This is a genomic window from Streptomyces sp. ADI95-17 (assembly GCF_003846175.1).
GTDB lineage: Bacteria > Actinomycetota > Actinomycetes > Streptomycetales > Streptomycetaceae > Streptomyces > Streptomyces sanglieri.
The window spans coordinates 119,770-142,959 of the sequence record NZ_ML123052.1 but is presented as its reverse complement, the minus strand read 5'-3'; the positions used below and the strand labels follow the sequence as shown (position 1 = coordinate 142,959).

Annotated in this window: 16 protein-coding genes; 11 read left to right on the top strand and 5 right to left on the bottom strand. The window is 70.6% G+C overall.

All coding sequences use genetic code 11. The annotated features are described in order from the left end of the window. The first annotated feature begins 10 nt into the window (after nucleotides 1-10). The 5 genes from EES42_RS37890 to EES42_RS37870 all read left to right on the top strand — a co-directional run bounded on the left by EES42_RS37890 (nucleotide 11) and on the right by EES42_RS37870 (nucleotide 7,304). Nucleotides 11-1,237 (top strand): CapA family protein, encoded by a 1,227-nt coding sequence (locus EES42_RS37890; protein WP_241196853.1) that lies wholly within the window; start codon nucleotides 11-13, stop codon nucleotides 1,235-1,237. Nucleotides 1,238-1,641: 404 nt separating this feature from the next. After that, on the top strand, nucleotides 1,642-3,942 hold the full coding sequence (locus tag EES42_RS37885; RefSeq protein WP_241196852.1) for a cache domain-containing protein: 2,301 nt from the start codon (nucleotides 1,642-1,644) through the stop codon (nucleotides 3,940-3,942). 6 nt (nucleotides 3,943-3,948) lie between these two features. Then, on the top strand, nucleotides 3,949-5,721 hold the full coding sequence (pgsB, locus tag EES42_RS37880; RefSeq protein WP_124722750.1) for a poly-gamma-glutamate synthase PgsB: 1,773 nt from the start codon (nucleotides 3,949-3,951) through the stop codon (nucleotides 5,719-5,721). Beyond that, nucleotides 5,718-6,200 carry a poly-gamma-glutamate biosynthesis protein PgsC/CapC gene (locus EES42_RS37875; protein ID WP_093540014.1) on the top strand — a complete coding sequence of 161 codons (483 nt, stop codon included), beginning with the start codon at nucleotides 5,718-5,720 and terminating at the stop codon, nucleotides 6,198-6,200. Before pgsB ends, EES42_RS37875 begins: the two co-directional genes overlap by 4 nt. A 27-nt stretch (nucleotides 6,201-6,227) precedes the next feature. Continuing rightward, complete coding sequence (locus EES42_RS37870; RefSeq protein WP_124722749.1) at nucleotides 6,228-7,304, top strand: C40 family peptidase; 1,077 nt, start codon at nucleotides 6,228-6,230, stop codon at nucleotides 7,302-7,304. Nucleotides 7,305-7,361: 57 nt separating this feature from the next. On the opposite strand, the gene EES42_RS37865 is transcribed toward EES42_RS37870, so the two are convergent. Continuing rightward, complete coding sequence (locus tag EES42_RS37865) at nucleotides 7,362-9,230, bottom strand: MFS transporter (RefSeq protein WP_206433796.1); 1,869 nt, start codon at nucleotides 9,228-9,230, stop codon at nucleotides 7,362-7,364. Nucleotides 9,231-9,427: 197 nt separating this feature from the next. Further along, nucleotides 9,428-11,950 carry a D-alanyl-D-alanine carboxypeptidase family protein gene (locus EES42_RS37860; protein WP_206433795.1) on the bottom strand — a complete coding sequence of 841 codons (2,523 nt, stop codon included), beginning with the start codon at nucleotides 11,948-11,950 and terminating at the stop codon, nucleotides 9,428-9,430. Between the two features lie 196 nt (nucleotides 11,951-12,146). Here EES42_RS37860 and EES42_RS37855 point away from each other — a divergent pair, with 196 nt between their 5' ends. The 3 genes from EES42_RS37855 to EES42_RS37845 all read left to right on the top strand — a co-directional run bounded on the left by EES42_RS37855 (nucleotide 12,147) and on the right by EES42_RS37845 (nucleotide 14,436). Then, the gene (locus tag EES42_RS37855; protein WP_124722746.1) at nucleotides 12,147-12,869 is read left to right on the top strand and encodes a GOLPH3/VPS74 family protein; all 723 of its coding nucleotides are present in this window, start codon (nucleotides 12,147-12,149) and stop codon (nucleotides 12,867-12,869) included. A 229-nt stretch (nucleotides 12,870-13,098) separates the two neighbouring features. Further along, on the top strand, nucleotides 13,099-13,968 hold the full coding sequence (locus EES42_RS37850) for a helix-turn-helix domain-containing protein (RefSeq protein ID WP_124722745.1): 870 nt from the start codon (nucleotides 13,099-13,101) through the stop codon (nucleotides 13,966-13,968). 261 nt (nucleotides 13,969-14,229) lie between these two features. Next, nucleotides 14,230-14,436 carry a DUF397 domain-containing protein gene (locus EES42_RS37845; protein WP_124722744.1) on the top strand — a complete coding sequence of 69 codons (207 nt, stop codon included), beginning with the start codon at nucleotides 14,230-14,232 and terminating at the stop codon, nucleotides 14,434-14,436. Between the two features lie 140 nt (nucleotides 14,437-14,576). Here the strand turns inward: EES42_RS37845 and EES42_RS37840 are convergent, their stop codons facing one another. Further along, nucleotides 14,577-15,416 (bottom strand): hypothetical protein, encoded by an 840-nt coding sequence (locus EES42_RS37840; RefSeq protein ID WP_124722743.1) that lies wholly within the window; start codon nucleotides 15,414-15,416, stop codon nucleotides 14,577-14,579. An 80-nt stretch (nucleotides 15,417-15,496) separates the two neighbouring features. Here EES42_RS37840 and EES42_RS37835 point away from each other — a divergent pair, with 80 nt between their 5' ends. Together EES42_RS37835 and EES42_RS37830 are read left to right on the top strand one after the other, a co-directional pair. After that, nucleotides 15,497-16,279, top strand: a complete 783-nt coding sequence (locus EES42_RS37835) for an SDR family oxidoreductase (RefSeq protein ID WP_124722742.1) — start codon at nucleotides 15,497-15,499, stop codon at nucleotides 16,277-16,279. Nucleotides 16,280-16,650: 371 nt separating this feature from the next. Next, nucleotides 16,651-18,240 carry a sodium:solute symporter family protein gene (locus tag EES42_RS37830; protein ID WP_124722741.1) on the top strand — a complete coding sequence of 530 codons (1,590 nt, stop codon included), beginning with the start codon at nucleotides 16,651-16,653 and terminating at the stop codon, nucleotides 18,238-18,240. A gap of 49 nt (nucleotides 18,241-18,289) precedes the next feature. On the opposite strand, the gene EES42_RS37825 is transcribed toward EES42_RS37830, so the two are convergent. Continuing rightward, entirely contained in the window at nucleotides 18,290-19,405 is a 1,116-nt protein-coding gene (locus EES42_RS37825; RefSeq protein WP_124722740.1) for an ADP-ribosylglycohydrolase family protein, read from the bottom strand. Nucleotides 19,406-19,712: 307 nt separating this feature from the next. Here EES42_RS37825 and EES42_RS37820 point away from each other — a divergent pair, with 307 nt between their 5' ends. Continuing rightward, nucleotides 19,713-20,357, top strand: coding sequence for a dihydrofolate reductase family protein (locus EES42_RS37820; protein WP_124722739.1), 645 nt, complete (start codon nucleotides 19,713-19,715; stop codon nucleotides 20,355-20,357). Nucleotides 20,358-20,394: 37 nt separating this feature from the next. On the opposite strand, the gene EES42_RS37815 is transcribed toward EES42_RS37820, so the two are convergent. After that, nucleotides 20,395-22,977, bottom strand: a complete 2,583-nt coding sequence (locus tag EES42_RS37815; protein WP_206433794.1) for a bifunctional FO biosynthesis protein CofGH — start codon at nucleotides 22,975-22,977, stop codon at nucleotides 20,395-20,397. Between the last annotated feature and the right edge of the window lie 213 nt (nucleotides 22,978-23,190).

Sequence of the window (23,190 nt, the reverse complement as noted above, 5' to 3'; positions counted from 1 at the left end):
AATATTAGGGGTGTCCCGCTACTCGTCTTCCGCCTCCGTCGCTCGCGCCGCCGCGCCCGTGCTTCTCCTCGCAGCCCTCGCCGGCTGTTCGGTTCCGGGCGGTGACAGCGACTCCGCGGACGCGAAGGAGGGACCTTCCTTCACCGTCGCCGCGGCCGGCGACGTTCTGATCCACCCCCAGCTGACCGAGCAGGGCCGCAAGGACGCCGCGGCGGGCGGCAAGGACGCCAAGGGCTCCGGGGAGAAGATCGACTTCCGTCCGCTGATGGCCGGGGTCAAACCCGTGATCAGCAAGGCCGACCTGGCGATCTGCCACTTCGAGCCCGTCGCGGGCAAGCCCGAAGGCCCGTTCGAGGGCTTCCCCGACTTCACCGTGCCGCCGCAGATCACCACGGCGCTCAAGGACGTCGGCTACGACACCTGCTCGACGGCCTCGAACCACACCCTCGACCACGGCGCCTCCGGCGTACGGCGCACCCTCGACGCGCTCGACGAGGCCGGGCTCAAGCACACGGGGTCGGCGCGCGACAGTGCCGAGGCCGCCAAGCCGCTGATCATGGACGTGAAGGGCGTGAAGGTCGCCCAGCTGTCCTACGCCTTCGGCTTCAACGGGCGCGAGGTCCCGGCCGACAAGCCGTGGCTGACCAACCAGACCGACTTCAAGCGGATCGCCGCCGCCGAGAAGGCCGCCCGCAAGGCCGGTGCCGAGGTGGTGATCCTCAGCATCCACTGGGGCCGCGAACACCATCCGGACCCGAGCAACGGGCAGCTGAAGCTGGCCCGCAAGCTGGCCCGGGAGACCGGGATCAACCTGGTGATCGGCCATCACGCCCATGTGGTGCAGCCGATGGAGAAGATCGGCTCCACGTGGATCGCGTACGGCCTGGGCAACCAGGTGGCGCGGCACGACGTGCCGTCGGGGCTGACCGAGGAAGGCGTCATCGGCTGGTTCGAGTTCCACAAGCGCGGTGACACCTGGGACGTCGACGCCCGGTACGTACCGACGCTGCTGACGATTCCGCCGGACGCCGACGCCGGTGGCACGCAGGAGGCCGACGCGGCGGTGGTGAAGGACCACCGGCTGGTGGATCTGGCCGGTGCGCTGCAGAACGGCGAGGACCTGCCGGCCGCGGAACGGGCCAGATACCGGATGGCCTTCCAGCGGACCCAGGGCACGCTGCTCAACCGGGGCGCCGTCGAGGACGGGCTGAGACCCCTGAAGGACCTGCCGGAGTGAGCCCGGAACGAGCCCTGAGCGGGTTCGGAGCGGGCCCGGAGGAGCGGGTCCGGAGGAGCGGGTCCGGAGTGAATCCGGGACCAGCCCTGAGTGAGCCCCGGATGAGCACGGATCAGGTCCCGTAGACCGATCCGGTCCCGCCCGGCCCGATCCGCCCTGCCGGCTCACCTGACTCACCCGGCCCGCCCTGCCGGCTCACCCGACTCACCCGGCCCGCCCACCCGGCGAACCCTCCGACCTGCGAAGCGCTGCCGGGAACGGCCGCGGTTCCGTCCCGGCCACAAACGTCGGAAATCTCACACTCGCTACTCTCCGCACAACCTTCCGCAAAGCATTTATGTCCAGCAAACGGCTGTGCCTCGTTCAGCACGCCGGAACCGAGCAGACAGTCAAAGGGGAACACGATGGCCGCTTCGTCCTCGAAGCGGCGGCACAAGGTCCGCCGACGGGCCGATATGTCGCTGCTGGGTGGCATCCGACCCCCCATCGCGGTGCTCTCCGCGCTGCTGCTCTCCCTCGCCGGCATCACCGCCCTCGGGCTGGGACGGGCGAGCCAGGATTCCGTACCCGAGGCGGTGCTGACCTCACAGCAGCACTTCGCCGAGGACGGCGCCATCACAATGCGTGCCTCGATCGACGAGAGCGTCACCGACCTGACCCGCACCGCCGGGCTCTTCAGCGCGGGTGATCCGGTCTCGCCCGACGCCGTACTCGACAAGATCGGCAGCGTCTACCAGAAGTGGACCGGCACCGCCGTCGTCGAGATCGAGTCCGGCCGGATGCTCGCCGCGCGCGGCGAGAACGTCCCCGTCACCGCCGTCGACACCGGCAAGCTCGCCGAGAAGGACGGGCTCAGCCCGCGCATCGTGCGGCTCCAGAACGGCGAGAGCAGGCTGCTCGCCTTCGCCCTGCTGTCCTGGCCGGACCGGCCGCAGCAGTTGCTGATCGCCTCCAACAGCCTCCGCTTCCCCGGTGTCAGCAAGGGCCAGTTCCGCTCGATCGCCGTCGTCGACACCACGGGCCACATCCTCAGCCGGGACGGTGTCGCGGAGCCGGAGCAGGTCAAGACCGCGAAGCAGCGCGCAGACGCGAAACGTTCCGCCAAGCAGCTGAACTCCTTCGCCGAGACGGCCGCCACCAAGACCAAGCAGCACCCGCTCAAGGCCAAGGAGCCCGGCTCCGGCGGCTTCCCCGGTGTCAGCGGCAGCCTGCGCGGCAACTCCGTCCGCGGTGACCGCGCCGTCGCCGGTTACGCCGCGCTCGCCGGCCCGCAGCCCGGCGAAGGCACCCTCGCCACCTCGCTCGGGCTCACCGTCGTCGCCATGGTCGACGTCGCCGAGGACCCGACCCGCGTCGCCGGCCCCTTCTTCGGCCTGGTCTCCGCCGCCGCCCTGCTGCTCATCGGCGCACTCGCGGTGGCGCTGCTGCTCGGCACCGTGCAACGGCCGCTGCTGAAGCTGTTCCTGGAGAGCCGCCGGCTGACCCGGGGCGATCTGACCCGCCCGGTCTCCGTTCCCCGGTTCGGCGAGACGGCGCGCATCGGACGTGCCCTGGAACGCCTGCGCCGCCAGCTTCTCGGCGAGCCGGCGGACGGGACCGCGGGGGCCGCCGGAAGCACCGGCTCCGGCCGCCGGAGCCGGCTCGGCAGCCGCGCGCTCATCGTCATCTCCGGCGTCCTGCTGCTGGCCTGGTCCGCACCGATGCTGCTGCTCTTCAACCGCGCCGACTCCACCGTCGCCGTACCGGAGCAGGTCGTCAGCGACCAGCGCGAGCGCACCCACACCATCTCCGACCGGGTCCGGCGCGCACTCAACGAGGGCCACGCCGACCTGGTCTCCGTCGCCTCGCTGATCGGCAATCGCACCTCGCCCGACGACATGGAGAAGGTCCTGGAGCGCACCCGTACCGAGCACCAGCGCTACCGCTCGATCTACGTACGCGCCGCCGACGGCACCGTCCAGGCCCGCGCGGGCGAGAAGCCGCACGGGCTGCCCGCCGGTTCCAAGGGCAAGCCGCTCTCCCAGCCCATCACCGTCCTCAACGAGTCCGGCAAGGAGCCCTCCGTCGCCGGGTACGCGGAGATCCCCGGCCGCAACGGCGCCATGGTGATCGGCGAGTTCCGGATCGACTTCATCAACGCGCTGCTCAAGCGCCCCGGGCTCGGCCAGGTCCGGGTGGTCGACAGCGAACACCGGATCATCGGCGGCAACACCGGCTACCTCGCCTTCGACTCCCTGCCCGAGCGGCTGGACGAACTGGTCTCCGGCACCAACCAGCGGGTCGGCATGAACGCCCCCGCGGGAGCCGTCGTCTACCGCGACGGCAACGGCGTCCAGGTAGCCGCCGCCTCGCCCTTCGCCGGTGGCGGCGCCGCGAAGCAGCTCCGCTGGACGGTGGTCAGCTGGCAGCCCGCGTCCGGCCTCGCCATCCCCGAGTACAACCTGCAGAACCGCACCGTTCTCGCCGGCCTGCTCGGCGTCACCGCTGCCGTGGCCTGCCTCGGCTGGCTGTACATCGTGGTCGTACGTCCGCTGCGCGAACTGGCCGGAAAGGCCGAGGCGCTGGCCGACGGCGACCGCCGCACCGTGCTCTTCCCGCACCACCACGACGAGGTCGGCGCGGTCACCCGCAGTCTGGAAATTGTCCGGCAGCAGCTCCAGGAGCAGCGCAAACGAGACAGCGCTCCCCTGGTCGGAAGGAACTGAACGGCCGTGCTCTTCCTCTACGGCGTGCTCGTCGTGTGCTGTGCGATCCTCCTGATCTCCGGCATCGTCGAACAGCGGCGCCACTTCACCAATCTGGAGCGGATACCCACCCGGGTGCTGATCAACGGCATCCGCGGCAAGAGCTCCATCACCCGCCTGTGCGCGGGCGCCCTGCGCGGCGGCGACCTGGTCACCGTCGCCAAGACGACCGGCACCGCGGCCCGCTTCATCCACCCGGACGCCACCGAGGAGCCGGTCTACCGCAAGTTCGGCATCGCCAATGTCGTGGAGCAGATCGGCATCGTGCGGCGTGCGGCCTCCTACAACCCGGACGCGCTGGTCATCGAGTGCATGGCGGTCATGCCGGCGCTCCAGGAGATCAACCAGTCCAAGCTGATCCGGTCGACGATCGGCGTGCTGTGCAACGTACGTGAGGACCACCTGGCCGAGATGGGCCCCACGCTCGACGACGTGGCCCGCTCGCTGTGCCGCTCCATGCCGGAGGGCGGCATCTGTGTCACCGCCGAGCAGGACCGCTTCCACATCCTCCAGGAGGAGGCGGACGCCCGGGACTGCAAGCTGATCTACGCGGATCCGGAGACGGTGAGCGACGAGGAGCTGCGCGGCTTCAGCTGGTTCACGTTCAAGGAGAACGTGGCGATCGCGCTGACCGTCGCCGAACTCCTCGGCGTGGACCGGCAGACGGCGCTCCAGGGCATGTACGACGCCCCGCCGGACCCGGGTGTCCTCTCGGTCGAGCGGTACCGCACCCACGACGACAAGCGGCTGCGCTTCGCCAACGTCTTCGCGGCCAACGACCCCGAGTCGACGCTGATGAACATCAACCAGCTGCTCGACCTGGGCGCGATCGACCGGCCGCTGAACGTCGTGATCAACTGCCGCCCCGACCGGGTCGAGCGCAACGGCCAGATGGGCCAGATCATCCCCGATCTCCAGCCGGAGAAGGTGTTCGTGATCGGTCACCCGGCGAAGAGCGCCATCGACGCGATCCCCTCCGAGTGGCGCCACACCGCGGTCGACCTCGGCGGCGACAAGCGCGACCCCGAGGAGTTCATGAACGAGCTGCTCGGGCACCTCGGGCCGGAGTCCTCGCTGGTCGCGATCGGCAACATCCACGGCCAGGGCGAGCTGCTGCTCGAACACCTCGCCGAACTGCCGGCCGACGAGACCCCGGACGAGGTCCTGGACGGGGCTCCGGGCCGGCAGTCCGCCCCCGCGCCCGCCGGCACCGCGCCGGCCCCGGAGGCGGCCGACGCCACCGACCCGGACGGGAACCCCACCGGGAACCCGGCCGGCACCCCGTCCGTCGCCCTCTTCCCACCGGTCCCGTCCCAGCGGCAGCAGTCACCTCAGCCCCAGCCCCAGCAGGCGTCCCACCCGCAGCAGCCCCGGCAGGAGCAGCAGAGCCGGCAGCAGCCGCGGCACGACGAGACCCTGGCGCTCCCCCGCTACACCCCGCACATCGACCCGTACCAGCCGTACCCCGAGGCGTACGAGGCCCGCTACCAGCAGCCCCCGCGCCCTCAGCCGCATCCGCATCACCAGCCACAGAGCCACGCACAGAGTCACGCACAGAGCCACCCGCAGAACCAGCACGAGCCGTCGCACCGGAGTCCGGAGACCCCGGCCGAGCAGCCGCCCGCCGCGCCTCGCGTACGCGGTCTGTTCGAGCCCGTTCTGCCGCCCGCCCCTGCTGAGGAAGACCCGGCCCGACAGGAACACCCGGCCCAGCAGGAATACCCAGGAGAGCCCCGTTGATCCCCTCCGTCCTCACCCCCGAGATTGCCGCCATAGGCATCGCCCTGGGGCTGATGTTCTCGCTGGTCTGCTACCTGACGACCAACCTCTCCCCCGGCGGGATGATCACCCCGGGCTGGCTGGCGCTCACCCTCGTCGAGGACCTCCAGCGCGCGGCCATGGTGGTCGGCGTGACCGTGCTGACGTACGTCGCGGTGCTCGGCCTCCAGAAGGTCGTGATCCTCTACGGCAAGCGGCTGTTCTCCACCGTCGTCCTCACCGGTGTCATCTTCCAGGCGACGCTGATGATCGTGCTGTCGATCGAGTTCCCGCTGATGTACACCAACCAGACCCTGGGCTTCATCGTCCCCGGCCTGATCGCGTACCAGCTCGTCCGCCAGCCCAAGGGCGCGACCCTGCTGGCGACCGGCTCGGTGACGCTCATGGCCTATGTCGTTCTCACCGCAGGAATCCTGCTCGGCGCGCTGCCGACCGTCTGACCCGAACCTTCCGGAGCTGACTGACTCATGAGTGCCAAGACCAAGCGCCGCCCCCGCCAGGTGCTGCACGCCGTCACGGTGACCGCTCTGCTCGCGGGCAGTGCCTACCTCACCGTGGAACTGCGCAAGGACGAACAGGCCAAGGCCCCCGCCGTGCAGGCCGTCACCGACAACCCGGCGCTGCGGTCGTCGAACCTGAAGTCCGGCGAGCAGCGCTGGGAACGGCTGCGCAACCCGGACCGCACCCTGCTGCGCGGCACCGACGGCGAGGTCCTCGCCACCTTCACGGACGGCGCCCGCACCGCCACCCTCACCGGCCCCAGCCGTACCTTCACCGAGCCCAGCACCACCACGACCAAGGTCGTCACGGAGGACTGGGTGCGGCTGATGCCGTACCAGTGGAAGAAGGGCGCCGAGAACGAGAAGTGGTTCAAGGACTGGTTCAAGGAGTTCTTCGGCAGCGAGGAGGACGACCTCTTCGCCACCGCCTTCCAGTACATCGCCGAGGCCCCGGTCAAGAAGGACGACGAGGGGGTCTCGTACGCCGGTGACGCCAACTTCGGTCCGCTGAACCCCAACGGCAGCGAGGGCAACGACCTGCGGCTGGAGGAGTCCGACTTCTACGACTACCTCGGCATCCCGTACACCTTCCGCAACGGGATGACCATGCAGCCCCGCACCGAGCGCGCCCGCTCCATGGACTGCTCGGGCTTCATCCGTACGGTGTTCGGCTACCGGGCCCGCTACCCGCTGATGGCCACCGACAAGTCCGGCGACGGCCTGCCGCGTACCGCCAACGGCATGGCCCGTTCCAACCGCGGCACCGACGTGATCGACCTGAAGGGCATCACCTCGGCCGACCGCCCGAAGAACATCGACGTCCTGCAACCCGGTGACCTGGTCTTCTTCAAGCTCGACCAGCGCACCAAGGAGCGCCTGGACCACGTCGGCATGTACGTCGGGCACGACTCCGAGGGCCACAAGATCTTCATATCCAGCCGCGAGGAGGCCAACGGCCCGACCATCGGCGACAAGGGCGGCACGTCCCGCCTCGACGGGAACGGCTACTACGCGGCGACTCTGCGCAGCGCGAAGCGCCTGTAGCGGGACCCGTCGGTGTCGGTCACGACCCCCGCGCCGCGCCCGGCGGTGGCGCGGGGGTCAGCGCAGTTCCTCCGGGCACGGCGTGCCGGGTGACAGCTGGTACGGGGCGGCCAGCCGGTACACGCCCGGCCGCGGCGCGAGCAGTTCCGTCCACTCGTCGCCGTCCGCGTCCTCCTCGACCTTGAACAGACAGCCGTTGGTGTTGACGAAGGTCCGCGGTGTGTTCTCGTCCGTGCGCTGCTTGGACGCCTCGGTCTCCTGCGGCCGCTCCACGCCCCGGCCCTCGCTGTCGACCACGGCGAGCCAGCGCGAGTACGGGATGCGGATCAGGATCCGGCCCGGCGTCTTCACATGGATGGTCAGCTCGCCCGCCTCGGCCCGGTCCACCGTGGCCGGCGGATCGGCCAGCGGCACCGGGCCGTCCACCTCGAAGAGCCGCCAGTTGGCGTCGGACCACACCGGCTTCAGATACGGCAGCCCGCCGTCGACCAGCTGCGCCTCCTGCACCGCGCCGTTGGAGTCCGGCGTCCCCGTGGGCAGCACCACGTAGTGCACCGCCCAGCGGTCGAGCCACTGACGGTAGTTGGCGCTGTCCAGGGTGTCGTCGTAGAAGAGCGGGTTGCGCTTCATGTCCGCCTGCCGGTTCCAGCCGCGGGCGAGGTTGACGTACGGCGCGAGCGCGGACGCCTCCCGGTGGCTGCTCGCGGGCACGACCTCGACCCGGCCCCGCTCGGCGCCGACCTGCTGGAGCTCGTTGACCAGCGGAGCCAGTTCGCGTGCCCAGGAGGCGGTGGGGGCGGTGCGGACGATGTCGTCGACGCCCTTGAAGCCGATCCAGAAGTTCAGCCCGGTGAACGCGATGATCAGCGCGTACCAGCGCCGGGAGCGCGGCGCGGTGTACGGCAGCGCGGCGAGGAACACCACTCCGGCGAAGAGCATCGCCATCCGCGTGATGTTCGAGCCGATCTGGGAGTCGATGAAGTAGGTCAGCAGCGTCCCGACGCCGTACACGGCGGCGGCGGTGCGGACCGTCTTCCAGTCGCGCGGTACGAAGACGAAGACGAGGACCGAGAAGATGAACGGCAGCGAGAGCGTGGCGACCGACATCGGCTGCGTACCGGAGAACGGGAACAGCCACGCGGACAGCGCCACCACCGCGACCGGGGCCAGGCCCAGCGCGTAGGCGCCGGGGCGCCGCTTGTTCAGGAACAGCGCGGCGGCGACCACGCCCAGGAACAGCCCGGCCACGGGGCTGCTCGCGGTCGCGAGCCCGGCGAGCGGCGCGGCGACGGCCGCCTTCGCCCACCGCTTGTACCGCCAGCGGTAGGGCCAGCAGAACACCGCGGCCGTGGCGCCCACCGCGAACATCATCCCGAGCCCGAACGTCACCCGCCCCGACAGCGCGTTGCACAGGTACGCGAACGCCCCGGCGAGCGAGCAGGCCAGCGGATTGCGGACGGCCCGCACCCGGACCAGGATCAGCGCGGTCAGCGCCGCCGACACGGTCCCGGCGATCATCATCGTCGTACGCACACCGAGCAGCGACATCAGATACGGCGAGACGACGCTGTACGAGACGGGGTGCATGCCCCCGTACCAGGCGAGGTTGTACGCCGTACCGGGATGCCGGCCGACGAATTCGGCCCAGGCGTCCTGCGCCGCGAGGTCGCCGCCGCTGTTGGCGAAGAAGAGGACCCAGAGCAGATGGGTGACCGCGGCGGCGGCCGTCGCGATCGTCACCGGATGCCGCAGCAGCCGTTCGGCACGGGCCCGGCGCGACGGGCCGGTGCGCGGCGCGGAGGCGTCCGCGGCTCCCGTGTCCTCCCGGGCGGGCGCGGCCGTCCGCGTGCTCCCGCCGCTGTCGCTGCCCCTCATGCCTGTGCTCTTGGCCGCCCCATGGCCGGGTCCCGGCTCCGCGGTGGTCACTACGGCTCTCCCCGTCTTCCCGGATCCGCCTGCCTGCGCGCCCCGTACCCCGTCCCCGTGCACCTGTGAGGACGCCGTCCCGGCGTCATCGAGTTGCCCCGGGACGCTAACACGTACGCAATGCGGAAGGGGGCGCCGGGATCGGCGCCCCCTTCGTCATCGGGTCGTTCCGGCCATCGGGCCTTCCCGGCGGCCGGTCAGCCGATCCGGGTCAGCTTGTCGCCGAAGGTGGGTTCGGTCATCTCCGACTGGAGCGTGACCGGCGCCGAGACCTTGCCGGTACCCGTGCCGACCGTCACTTCGCCGACCGTGGTGCCCGCCTTCGCGGAGTGCGGGATCGGCTTGTCACCCGCTCCGATCTTGAGGCTCACGGTGAGCCCGCCCCAGCCGATCGCCTTGAGGTCCTTGGTGGAGACCACGGGGGTCCGGCCGCCGAGTCCGTTGTCGACGTACCCGACGACATCGCCCTTCTTGACGACGGGGGCGGAGACGACGCCCTTCTGAGCGGCCTTGATCAGCTTCAGGCTGTTCTGTATGGCCCGCTGCAGCTTGGCGTCCAGGGTGCCGTCCAGCTGGGCCCCCATCACCGCACCGACGATCCGGCGGCTCTTGCCGTCGATGACCGTGTCGGCCGCCCAGACCAGGTTGCCGCCGGCCGGGGTCGAGGAGCCGGTCTTGATGCCGCTCACCCCGGGCTCCAGCAGGATCACGTTGTTGTTGTAGATGGTCTTGCCGATGCCCGGGATGTCGGCCTGGGGCATGTTCACGATCTCGCGGAAGACGTCGTTCTGCATGACCGCCTTCGCCAGCTTGAGCTGGTCGGCGGGCGTGGACCTGGTGGTGGGCTCCAGACCGCTGGGGTCCGTGTACGTCGAGTCCGTCATGCCGAGGTCCTTGGCCGCCGCGTTCATCCGCTCGACGAAGGCCTCCTCGGTCTTGGCGTCCCAGCGGGCGAGCAGCCGCGCCACGTTGTTCCCGGAGGGGATCATCAGCAGCTGCAGCATCTGACGCTGCGTGTACTTCTGCCCTTCCTGGATCGGCGCGGTCGACTCGTCCGGGCGGTTGGCTTCCTCGCCCGCCTTCTTGTCGACCTCGATCAGGCCACCTTTCTGCTTACCGGTGATCGGGTGGTCCTGGAGGATCACGTACGCGGTCATGATCTTCGCGACGCTCGCGATCGGCGCGGGCTTCTGGTTGCCGTACGTGCCCAGCGAACCGACGCCCTCGACCTCGACCGCGCCCTGTCCCTCGCCGGGCCACGGCATCTCCAGCTTCCCGCCGCCGAAGGTGTACGTGGGGTCCGCGGAGAGCGCCAGAGTGGGCGTGGGCAGCGGGCGCACCGCCTGCGCGATCGCAAAGACGATCAACAGGAGCAGCACCAGCGGGGTCCAGATCTTGACCCGGCGGACGGCGGTGCGGACCGGGGTCTCCGGCGGCGGGGGCGTGTTCGTCAGCTCGGCCAGCAGGTCGAGCGGCGGCTTCGGCGGCATCGGCTGCTGCGTGGTCCGCTCGGCACCGGACAGCGAGGCGGGCGCCGGCGCGACGGGCGTCTCCGGCTTGCGGGGCGCGGGCGTCGGCTTCGGCGCCGGCCGTGCGTCGTCCCCGCGCAGGGGTACGAACTTGCTGGTCCGCTCGGCGGCGGACTCGGCCTTCGACTCGGACTTCGACTCGGACGGGAGGATCTTCAGCGCGGTCGTCGGCTGGTCGACCTTGGGCGCGGCGGGCGCCCTGAAGATGGCGGTCGGCTGATCGATCCCGCCCTTGTCCTCGTCGGCGTCGGCGTCCTTGTCGTCCTCGGCCTCGGCCTTCTTCTCCTCGCCGGAGGAAGCCTTGTCGTCGCCGGACTCGTCGCCGGACGGCTCGTCCGCGTCGTCATCGGCCTTGGACTCGGCATCGGCATCCGCATCGGCCGACGCGGTCGCGGTCGCCGCCTCCGGGGTTACGTCGTCCGCCTCCGGGGCCTTCGCGTCGTCCTCGTCCCGGTCCTGGTCCCCGTCGCCGTCGTCCGACGTGACGGCCTTCGCGTCGTCCTTCGCGTCGTCGTCGCCCTCCGTGGCCTCGTCGTCGTCCTTCGACACCCAGGCGGCGACGGCCGCACGCAGCCGCGCATCGCCCTCCGCAGCGCCCTCTGTGCCTTCGGAGCTCTCGGCGGTCTCCGCCGCGTCGTCCGCGTCGTCCGCGCCCTCCGCGTCGCTCTCGGGCTCCTCAGCGGCCTCGGCCGCCTCCGCGGTCTCCGGTGCATCCGCCGCCTCAGCCGCATCCGCGTCCTCAGAGGCCTCAGGTGCCTCCTCCGGAGCGTCGGCGGGCTTCTTGGCCCCCGCGGCCTCTCCGGTCTCCTCGGCGCCCACAGCACCGTCAGTGCTCTCGGAGTCCTCGGCCGCCGAAGCCGCCGAAGCCGCCGAAGCCGCATCGGCTTCCGCGTCGTCCGCGACCGCGCCGCTCGCGTCCGCGCCGTCCGCGCCGTCGCCGTTCTCGCCGTCGTCGCCCGCGCCGTCCTCGGACGGCGCGCGGAAGACGGCCGTAGCCGTGTCCGACTCGGCCTCGGCGAGGGCATCCGTACGGAAGACCGCCGTGGCCGTGTCCGTCTTTCCGTTTCCGTTCCCGGCGGCCGCGTCATCGGCGGACGGTTCACGGAAGACGGCAAGCCGCGGATCGCTTTCGCTCCGAGCCGTACCCGACGACTTCTGCTGCTCCGACTTGTCGGGGGACTCGCCCGCCACCGATGCCTCCTCCATGCGGCACGGGGGACACCCCCCGCGCTGTCCGAACCATCTACCAGTGTCCCGTGTGAACCACCGGCCCGGCTGCTAGACGGGAACGACATACCTACTGGTTCCCGTACAAAGCACCCAGGCGCTCTCGACAGACCAATGTGAGAGGGGTCACCCTGTCATTCATCCACGCGGGGAGGCATGGATGGGCAGGAGCCGCAGAACAATTCCGGAGGAGCTTCTGCTGCTCGCTCTGGACCCGACCACGGGTACCACAGCGCAGCCGCAGTCGCTCGACCTCGGCCTCGCCGGGGCTCAGCTAGTAGAGCTGGCTCTGGCAGGACGGATAGCCCCTGACGGGGATCGTATCGCCGTGGTGATGCCACGGCCGACAGGAGATCCGACTCTGGACTCCGCACTGGAACTGCTGCGGCGACGCGGCAGCCCGGTTCGGGCGGTCCACTGGATTGGCGGGCCCCGGCTGGGGCTGCGTCAGATCTACCTCGCTCATCTGGAGCGGTGCGGCATGGTGCATGCCGTGGCGGGCCAGATGTGCGGAGTGCTGCCGACGACTCGCTACCAGGCGACGGACACGGCAATCAGCCGGGACATCAGAGCCAGGCTGGACAGTGCGATCCGCACCGGCGTACCGCCGGACCCGCGGACCGCGGCGCTCGCCGCGCTGGCCCACGCGGTCGGACTCGGCAAGCACCTGTATCCCGGGAACGAGGGGCGTTCATCACGCTCCAGGCTCCGGGACCTGATCAGACACGACCCCATGGGCGGACTCGTGGCGCACGCCGTGATGGACGTCCAGAACGGGGCGGTCGCACAGCCGCGCCGCAACCAGGCGGCCGGAGTTCCGTTGCAACCGCAAGTGCAGTCGCAGTCACGCCGCGGCAGCATGGCGCACACCGCGGCCGGCTAGAGGCCCCGGGCGCGTCAACACCTTGAGCACCGCACCGCAGCACCAACCGAATACCGCCGCACCGTCGTCCCCAAGACCCGGTTCGGGAGCCGCACCAAGCGCGGGGCAGCCACGATCATGGCTGCCCCGCGCGCTTGCTTGTGGCCATTTCCCAGCGCGGCCGGGGCCGGGGGTGGCAATCTGCTGAGCAGTAGATACGCACAGCTACATAGCCGGAGGTGCCGTTTCCGTGCCGACCAACGTCAATCCCACCGTCAGACGACGCCGGCTGGGCCAGGAATTGCGCCGACTGCGCGAGCTCAAGGGCATGACGGCCGAGGAGGTGGCGGAGCGGCTGCTGGTCTCGCAGTCGAAGATCAGCCGCCTGGAGAACGGCCGCCGTTCCATCAGCCAGCGCGATGTCCGCGACCTCTGCGGGGTGTACCAGGTCGAGGACGTCCGGATCGTCGACTCGCTCATGCAGATGGCCAAGGATTCGCGCCAGCAGGGCTGGTGGCACGCGTTCGGCGACATCCCGTACAGCGTCTACATCGGTCTGGAGACCGACGCCGAATCGCTGCGGGTGTACGAACCCCAGGTGGTCCCGGGGTTGTTGCAGACGCGGAGTTACGCCGAGGCGCTGATCAACGGAGCGCTGCCGGAGGCCCCGCCGAACGACATCGACAAGCGCGTCAGCGTCCGGGCCCGCCGCCAGGACCGGATCACCGACCCCGAGCATCCGCTGCGGCTGTGGGCGGTCATCGACGAGTCGGCGCTGCGCCGGCTGGTCGGCGGCAAGCAGGTGATGATCGAGCAGTTGGAGCAACTCATCGAGCTCTCCCAGCTGCCGCATGTCACCGTGCAGGTACTGCCGTTCGACATGGGCGCGCACCCCGGCATCAACGGGCAGTACGCCATTCTGGAATTCCCGGACGCCGCCGATTCCAGCGTCGTCTACATCGAGGGCGTCACCAGCGATCTCTATCTGGAGAAAGCCAATGACGTTCAGCGGTACAGCGTCATGTACGAGCATCTGCGGGCGCAGGCGCTGAATGTGGAACAGACCCGGCACTTCATCACCGAGATCGTGAAGGGGTACACCCGGCCCGGCATCGACTGAACGCCGGGGGGCCGGATGCCGGGTGCCGAGCACCGGGCATCGGACGGCCCGTAAGGTCCGGAATGCGGAAAATGAAGTGATGTTACGGGAGGGGCGGCGGTAAGGTACACCGCCGCCCACCTCGACCGGAAGATCTACCTGGTATATACCACTCGGTCGAGTGAACGCCCCCTTCGCGCAAGGAGCTTGGCGAGTAGCGTCGATCACGCCAACCGGAACGGTGTTGGTGTCATTCACGCGACTCTTTGAACCGGAGTGAACATGGCCATTCGTCAGGGTGCTACGGACAAGTGGACGAAGTCCTCGTATTCCGGGGGCAACGGCGCCTGCGTCGAAGTCAAGTCCCCTCTCACCCAGGCAATTGCGGTGCGTGACTCGAAGGCCCCCGAGGGCCCCTCGATCACGTTCGTCCCCGCCGCCTGGAACGCATTCGTGCGTGATGTCGGCGAGGCTGCGCTCGACGCCTGACCGATGATTTCCCGTTCGCATCGCGGCGCCGGATCCGGTGCTGCCGTCAGCCCTCTCGACTGGTCCGCCGTCCTGGCCGAGGGGGCTCGGTGCCCGATCCGACGGGAGGCCGGGCGACCGGAACCGCCCGGTGAAGCCGCTCAGCGCAGCTGATCCACGTACAGGTCGGTCCCCGGCACCGTCGGGATGAACGGTGCCACCAGCTCCACCCGCCCCAGGCCGGATTCCGCGACCGCCGCGTCGAGCCCGGTGAAGTGCTCGTTCCAGCACTCCCGCGGGTCCTCCTGGAGGAACCACAGCAGGGTCAGCCGGGTGTCGACGCCCTCGACCTGCTTCACATAGCTCATCCGGTCGCCCGGCAGCGGCGTGGGCCGGAAGACGGTCACCATCGCCGCGGGCGAGCCGGCCAGCCGCTTCGGCAGATGCCGCGACCGCAGCCACTCCAGCAACTCGCCCCGCGCCCCGGCCTCTTCGGCGTCGATCACTTCGAGGACCAGCCCCCGGTAGGGGTGGTCCAGGGCGTGGAAGTCCCGGGGCCCCGCCGCACCGTCCCGGTAGACCGTCGCCTCGTGGTCCTGGAACGCGGTGAACACATGGGTCCGGGCCTGGTGGACCCGGCCGTCCCGGTTGAGCCGCTTGTTGATGCCCACGGTCCACTTCATGTGGTCGTCGTAGCGCCCGTCCGTCACCCAGTACGTCGACAGGTAGCAGCCGGCCGTGACGGGCTGCGCGACCGCCGACGCCTCCGGGTAGCGCAGTTCCTGGAGCTCCCGGGTGGCCACCCAGCGGCGCCCGGCGAACATCCAGGGCATCGCCATCGCACCCGCGTAGTAGTGGTCGTCCTCGTACCAGCGGTTGTACGCGTACTCATGGCCCGGGTGCGGTTCCACCATGGTGATCAGCGCGTGGCCGGGATGGACGCCGTACGGCCCCAGCGCGGCCAGTTCGGCGTAGGTGTCGCTCCGTGTCTCGTCGCTCATGCCGTTCCCCTTCCGTACTCCGCAGCGGCGTCCTACTCTGACGCCCCGTCAGACGTTCTGCCAGAGCCGGGAGGCCACCGATGTTGTTAGCGGGGAAGACCGTCGTCGTGTCCGGGGTGGGCGCCGGGCTCGGGCACCGGGTCGCGGCGGCGGTCGTACGGGACGGCGGCAACGCGGTGCTCGGGGCGCGCACCGCCGCGAATCTCGCCAAGTCGGCGGCCGAGATCGACCCGGACGGCCGGCACACCGCCCGGCTGGCCACCGACATCACCGACGAGGCGCAGTGCGAGGCGCTCGCCGCGCTGGCCCTGGAGCGGTTCGGGCGGATCGACGCGGTGGTCCATGTCGCCGCCTGGGACAGCTGCTTCGGCGGGATCGAGGACGCCGACTTCGCGACCTGGCAGTCGGTGATCGACGTCAATCTGCTCGGCACCCTGCGGATGACCCGCGCCTGTCTGCCCGCCCTCAAGGAGCGCGGCGGCTCGGTCGTGATCATCGGTACGCAGTCCGCGGTGGCCGCGCCGACCCAGGTCCGGCAGGCGGCGTACGCGGCCTCGAAGGGGGCACTCACCTCGGCCATGTACTCCATGGCGCAGGAGCTGGGCCCGCACCGGATCAGGGTGAACACGGTGCTGCCGGGCTGGATGTGGGGGCCGCCGGTGCAGGCGTTCGTACAGTTCACGGCGCACAGCGAGGGGGTGCCCGAGGCCGAGGTGCTGGGCAGGCTCACCGAGCGCATGGCACTCCCGGAGCCGGCCACCGACGGCGATGTCGCCGAGGCCGTCACCTTCCTGGCCTCGGACCGGGCGCGGGCGATCACCGGACAGTCGCTCCTGGTCAACGCGGGCGAGCTGATGCGGTAGACGACTGATGCGGTAAGCAACCGACGCGGCAGGCGACTGACGCGATGAGCCTCCCCTTCTCCGCCGCACGGGACCCGCATCCCGTGCGGCGTTCCTCGTTCTCCACAGTGCGCTCTCTGCACAACCTGACGAAGTGCCCGCTCATCGTGTGTCCGCCGTCACGTCGGCGACAACGACCGCGTAAGTCAAGAGCGAGCAAAATCGTTCGAATTGCTGATCTGCGTTCACATCCCTGACCGCGAAAACCTTGACCGGGGTACCGGGCAGGCGGTTCAATCCCCGATGTCCCCGCTCCCGCACGGGGCCCCGCTGAACGGCCGTACTGGCGAAGTGCGTTCCCCGTTCACAAGGCGGACCCCAGGAGGGGGCACATGAACAGTCTCGACTGGGTCGTGCTCATCGGCTACTTCGGTGTGATGGTCGCGATCGGGCTCTGGTCCCACAAGCGCGTGGACAACGTCAGTGACTTCTTCACCGCGGGCGGCAGGATGCCGTGGTGGCTCTCCGGCATCTCGCACCACATGTCCGGCTACAGCGCGGTGATGTTCACCGGTTACGCCGGTATCGCCTACCAGTACGGCGTGACGTCCTTCGTCACCTGGTCGCTGCCGATCGCCATCGGCATCGGCATCGGCGCCCAGCTCTTCGCTCCCCGGCTCAACCGGCTGCGCTCACGGCTGCATGTCGCGTCCCCGCTCGAATACCTGAAGAACCGCTACAACATCCAGACGCAGCAGGCGCTCGCCTGGTCCGGGCTGCTGCTGAAGATCGTGGACGTCGGCGCCAAGTGGGCGGCCATCGCCACCCTGCTCTCCGTCTTCACCGGCATCTCGATCACCCAGGGCATCTTCATCACCGGCTGCATCACCGCCGTCTACTGCACGGTCGGCGGCCTCTGGGCGGACGCGCTCACTGAGCTGGGCCAGTTCATCATCCAGCTCCTCGCCGGCGTCGCGATGCTCGTGACCGCCATGAGCGAGCTCGACGGCTTCAGCACCCTGTGGACGGTCTGGGACAAGCTGCCCGAGGGGCACACGGACCCGACGGCCGGCCCGTACACCGTGACCTTCCTGCTGGCGTATCTCTTCATCAAGACCTTCGAGTACAACGGCGGCATGTGGAACCAGGCGCAGCGCTACATGGCCACGGAGTCCGCCGCGGCCGCGAAGCGCTCGGCCCGGCTCTCCGCCGCGCTGTGGCTGGTCTGGCCGACGGTGCTGTTCTTCCCGATGTGGTGTGCCCCGCTGCTGGTGCACGCGCAGAAGCCGGACGCCTCGGACAGCTACGCCCTGATGACCGAACAGCTGTTGCCGCACGGCCTGTTGGGGCTGGTCGTCGTCGGGTTCTTCTCGCACACGATGGCCATGTGCTCCTCGGACGCCAACGCCATCTCGGCGGTCTTCACCCGGGACATCGCCCCGGTCCTGTCCAAGTCGGCACGCGAATGGGGCAGCCGGGCGGGCCTGCTGGCGGCGCGGCTCTCGACGCTCGGCTTCCTCGCCCTGTCGATGGCGCTCGCCACCCAGATCAACTCACCGACGTTCAAGGACATCATCTCGGTCGTCATCAAGTGGGTCGCCGGTCTGATGGGCCCGATCGCGATCCCGTTCATGCTCGGCCTGCTGCGCGGCTTCCGCAGGTCCGGCCCGACGGCCGCGCTCACCAGCTGGGCGGCGGGGCTGCTGGCGTTCTACTTCACCAACTACGACTTCGACGGTTCGGTGAAGACGGATGTCGCGCTCCAGTACCAGGTGGCCCTGCCGCTGGCGATCTCGCTGGTCCTCTACATCGTGATCGGCTTCGTCAAACCGGAGGACACCCCCGAGCGCGACGCGATCATCGAGCAGATCAACTCGGACGGGGACGGTGAGGGTGCCGGTGGTGGCGCGGCGGCCGGAGCGAGCGTTCCGGCGCAGCCCGGCTCCGGGGACACGGCCGTCTCCGAGGGCCTGAAGGACTGACGCCCGGCGGGGTACGGCGGCCGGCCGTACCCCGGCCCGTGCGGGGCGCTCAGGCGCGCGGGTAGCGGGCCAGCCAGCCCGGTGCGGCGGCCGACGGGCTGTGCAGGGCCGGGCCCTGCGTCATCTCCATGGCGAAGTCGTCCGCGAGCTCCAGCACCGTCGGCCGGCCCTCCAGTTCGGCGAGCCAGGCGGGCGGCAGCGCGGTCTCGCCGTGCAGCGCGCCGAGCAGCGCCCCGCACAGGGCCCCGGTGGCCCTGGAGGGCCCGCCGTGGTTGACGGCCAGCCGCAGCCCGTGGCGTATGTCCTCACCGACCAGCGCGCAGTACACGGCGACGGCGAGGACCTCCTCCGCCGCGTCCGTGGCCCCCAGCGACTCGATCAGGGCGGGCCCCGGGATGCCCTGGCGCACCGTGCCGAGGGCCTGCTTCAGCGCCTCGGTGACCGCTTCGTGCCCCGGGCGCTCGGCGAGCAGGGCCAGCGCGTGCTGGACGGAGCCGTCCAGGGTCTCGCCCCGGGCCAGGCCGTGCACCATGACGGCGAGGGCGCCGGCGGAGAGCAGTGCGTCGGGGTGGCCGTGGGTCTGGGCTGCGCACTCCACGGCGAGCTGGAGGACGAGCTGGGGCTCCCAGCCGACGAGCAGCCCGAACGGCACGGACCGGGTGAGGGCGGCCGAGTCCCGCGCCTGGGGGTTCTTGGGCTGGTCGAGGGTGCCCATGGTGGTGTCGCCGAGCCCCGTCAGGCATTCCCGGGTCGGGCCGCGACGCGCGTACAGCCACTCCTGCCGGGCCAGCCAGCCGTTGTCCTCGCGGCGCTCGTCGGGCCCCCAGTCGTGCTGGGTGGCCGCCCACCGCAGATGGGCCCGGTGCACATCGGTGGGCGGGTGCCAGGCCCCGGTGTCGCGGCGGACCTGGGCGCGGATCAGCCCGTCGACGGTGAACAGGGTGAGCTGGGTGACGGCGGTGACGGTGCCGCGTCCGCCGTACGCGGGTACGAGGTCGGTGACCGCGTCGGCGCCGTGGGCCTCGCGGATCTCTTCGAGCGTGAGCCCGTCGACCCCCGCCCCCAGCGCGTCCCCGATGGCCCCGCCCAGCAGCGCGCCGCGCACCCGGCTGCGGAAGTCCTGCTGTTCGACACGGCCCCACACAGCCGTGGTCCCTGTGCTCACCGTGCCCCTCCCCCGTCGGCCGGCAGGCCGGCCCGTCTGCGACTGCGCAGCACTGTAATCGAACGGGAACGGTCGGTAGAGAGAGCGGAAACAGGTACGCGTGGGTATGTGGGCGGACGTCCCGCAGGTCGTTTTTGACTGGTCGGAGACCACTTTCCGGCGAGGTGGAACGCCTGCCGACCGCCCGTCGACCACCCGATGACCGCCCGATGACCGGATCCGGCGAGTGTCGGCGATGAGTTTGCCCACTTCGGGCAGTCACCATTGCCGGATCACCGATCGAACATCGAAAGCGCGGGAGAAACACGTGACTCAGCTGCTGAAGGTCCAGAACTTCACCGTCTCCAGTGATGGATTCGGCGCCGGCGAGAACCAGAGCCTCGAACGCCCCTTCGGGCACGCCGACCCCGGGGCGTTGATGTCCTGGGCCGGTGCCACGGCGAGCTGGCCCAACCGCACCGACCCCGGCGGCAGCCGGGGCCTGGACGACTACCTCACGAGGGACTTCGCGCACAACATCGGCGCCGAGATCATGGGCCGCAACAAGTTCAGCCCCCAGCGCGGGCCCTGGACCGACCACGACTGGCTCGGCTGGTGGGGCGACGAGCCCCCGTTCCACACCCCGGTGTTCGTGCTGACCCACCACGAGCGGCCCTCGTTCACGCTCTCCGACACCACGTTCCACTTCGTCGACGCCGACCCGGCCACGGTCCTCGAACGGGCGCGGGAAGCGGCGCGCGGCAAGGACGTCCGGCTCGGCGGCGGGGCCACCACCATCCGGGAGTTCCTCGACGCCGGCCTGGTGGACACCCTGCACGTGGCGGTCTCCCCGGTGAAGCTCGGCTCCGGGGTGCGGCTCTGGGAGTCCCCCGACGAGCTGCGCGACCGCTTCCACCTCGACGTCGTGCCCAGCCCGAGCGGCATGACCCACCACCTGTTCTGGCGGAAGTGACGGGAGAGCCGGCCGGGCCGGGCGGGGGACGCGCTCCTCAGTCCGGCAGCACCGGCAGCAGCTCCGGAAGGTGCCCGTCGGACGCCCCCGCCGCCGCCACCCGCTCCTCGGGGACCTCCCCGTACAGCGTCGTACGCGGCTTCGCCGGGCGTCCCGCGAGCTCCGCGATGGCGATGAGGTCCTGGATGGAGCGGTACGAGCCGTAACTCGACCCGGCCATCCGGGAGATGGTCTCCTCCATCAGCGTGCCGCCCAGGTCGTTGGCGCCGGAGCGCAGCATCTCGGCCGCCCCCTCAGTGCCGAGCTTGACCCAGCTGGTCTGGATGTTGGTGATGTGCGGGTGGAGCAGCAGCCGGGCCATGGCGGTGACGGCCCGGTTGTCGCGGTCGGTGGGGCCGGGGCGGGCGATGCCCGCGAGGTAGACCGGTGCGTTGGTGTGGATGAACGGCAGCGTCACGAACTCCGTGAAGCCGCCGGTCTCCTGCTGGAGCCGGGCCAGCGTCCGCAGATGGCCGAGCCAGTGGCGCGGCTGGTCGACGTGCCCGTACATCATCGTGGAGGACGAGCGCAGACCCACTTCGTGGGCGGTCCTGATGACCTCCAGCCAGGTCGCCGTGGGCAGCTTGCCCTTGGTGAGGACCCAGCGGACCTCGTCGTCCAGGATCTCGGCCGCCGTGCCGGGGATCGAGCCGAGCCCGGCCTCCTTCGCCGCGATCAGCCAGTCCCGGATCGACATCCCGGTGCGGGTGGCGCCGTTGACGACCTCCATCGGCGAGAAGGCGTGCACATGCATGCCGGGCACGCGTTCGCGCACCGCCTTCGCGATGTCGAAGTACGCGGTGCCGGGCAGGTCCGGGTGGATGCCGCCCTGCATGCAGACCTCGACCGCGCCGACGTCCCACGCCTGCGCGGCCCGGTCCGCGACCTGGTCCAGGGAGAGGGTGTACGCGTCGGCGTCGGTGCGCCGCTGGGCGAAGGCGCAGAACCGGCAGCCGGTGTAGCAGACATTGGTGAAGTTGATGTTCCTGGTGACGATGTAGGTGACGTCGTCGCCGACCACGTCGCGCCGCAGCGTGTCCGCGATCCGGCACAGCTCGTCGAGCGCCGGGCCGTCCGCGTGGAGCAGGGCGAGCGCCTGCTCGTCGGTGAGCTTCGTCGGGTCGTCGGCGGCCTGGCTCAGCGCCTCGCGCACATCGCCGTCGATCCGGGACGGCACCATGCCGGGCGCGGCGGCCTCGCGGAGCGCCTCCCAGTCCCCGTACACCTCGTCGAAGTCCTCGCGGCGGTCGCCGGTGCGGCCCTCGGTGTCGATGGTGCGGTGCAGATCGGTGCGGCCGGTGGCGCCGAACTCCTCGTCGGGCTCCTGCCAGGGCAGCCCGGCGGGGACGGCGTCCTCGCGGGCGAGCCCCGTCTCCGGGTCCGCGAGCGCGCGGACGTGCGGCAGCAGGCGGGGGTCGAGCCACGGCTCGCCGCGCCGGATGAACTCCGGGTAGATGGTGAGCCGCTCCCGCAGCGCGAAGCCCGACTCGGCGGTCTTCGCGGCGAGTTCGTCGATGTGCGGCCAGGGCCGCTCGGGGTTCACATGGTCGGGCGTGAGCGGCGAAACCCCGCCCCAGTCGTCGATCCCGGCGCCGACGATCAGCGCGTACTCGGCGTCGACGAGGTTCGGCGGGGCCTGGATGCGGGCGGACGGGCCGAGGATGTGCCGGGCCACGGCGATGGCGGCGGCCAGCTCCTCCAGCTCGGCGTCCGGCATGCCGCGCATCGCGGTGTCCGGCTTGGCGCGGAAGTTCTGGACGATGACTTCCTGGATGCCGTGGTAGGCGCGGGCGGTCTTGCGCAGCTCGAAGAGCGAGTCGGCGCGCTCCTCGTACGACTCCCCGATGCCGATCAGGATGCCGGTGGTGAACGGGACGTTGGACCGCCCCGCGTCCTCCAGCACCCGCAGCCGCACGGCCGGTTCCTTGTCCGGGGAACCGTGGTGCGGGCCGCCCGGCTCGGACCACAGGCGGGTGGCCGTCGTCTCCAGCATCATCCCCATGGACGGGGCGACGGGCTTGAGCCGCTGAAGATCGGTCCAGGTCATGACGCCCGGGTTGAGGTGGGGCAGCAGTCCGGTCTCCTCAAGGACCCGGATCGCCATGGCGCGTACGTACGCGAGGGTGTCGTCGTACCCCTCGGCCTCCAGCCACTCCCGCGCCTCGGGCCAGCGGTCCTCCGGCCGGTCGCCGAGCGTGAACAGCGCCTCCTTGCACCCCATGGCCGCGCCCTCGCGGGCGATGTCCAGCACCTCGTCCGGCGACAGGAACATCCCGTGCCCGGCCCGCCGGAGCTTGCCGGGGACGGTGACGAAGGTGCAGTAGTGGCACTTGTCGCGGCAGAGCCGGGTCAGCGGGATGAAGACCTTGCGCGAGTACGTGATCACCCCCGGCCGCCCCGCGGCTTCGAGCCCGGCGTCCCGCACCCGGGCGGCCGAGGCGGCAAGGTCGGTCAGGTCCTCGCCCCGCGCCTGGAGCAGTACGGCGGCCTCGGCCACATCGAGAGCGACACCGTCACGGGCTCGCTTGAGGGCACGCCGCATGGAATTGGTCGTCGGACGTCCGCGCTGAGGATCGGTCATGGACCCGAGCATACGAGCGGGGCCCGCGCCCCGGACCAGGGCATCTGGCCCGGGGTGAAGGACGTGAAGGCGTCGGTGGGTACGGAGAGGGCGGGGCCGGCGGCACGGACGCCGCGGCATCCCGCTCACCGTCCGGGACCTCGCACCTCACGGCCTGTGTGGCGCGGTAACGATCGAGCCGACGCGGGCACATCGGAATCCGGCTTGACCCTC

Bases quoted from the DNA above. Each gene is read 5' to 3' on its own strand.
- EES42_RS37835 (WP_124722742.1), top strand. From the start codon at position 15,497: ATGTTGTTAGCGGGGAAGACCGTCGTCGTGTCCGGGGTGGGCGCCGGG.
- EES42_RS37855 (WP_124722746.1), top strand. From the start codon at position 12,147: ATGGGCAGGAGCCGCAGAACAATTCCGGAGGAGCTTCTGCTGCTCGCT.
- EES42_RS37840 (WP_124722743.1), bottom strand. From the start codon at position 15,416: ATGAGCGACGAGACACGGAGCGACACCTACGCCGAACTGGCCGCGCTG.
- EES42_RS37830 (WP_124722741.1), top strand. From the start codon at position 16,651: ATGAACAGTCTCGACTGGGTCGTGCTCATCGGCTACTTCGGTGTGATG.
- EES42_RS37815 (WP_206433794.1), bottom strand. From the start codon at position 22,977: ATGACCGATCCTCAGCGCGGACGTCCGACGACCAATTCCATGCGGCGT.
- EES42_RS37885 (WP_241196852.1), top strand. From the start codon at position 1,642: ATGGCCGCTTCGTCCTCGAAGCGGCGGCACAAGGTCCGCCGACGGGCC.
- EES42_RS37870 (WP_124722749.1), top strand. From the start codon at position 6,228: ATGAGTGCCAAGACCAAGCGCCGCCCCCGCCAGGTGCTGCACGCCGTC.
- EES42_RS37845 (WP_124722744.1), top strand. From the start codon at position 14,230: ATGGCCATTCGTCAGGGTGCTACGGACAAGTGGACGAAGTCCTCGTAT.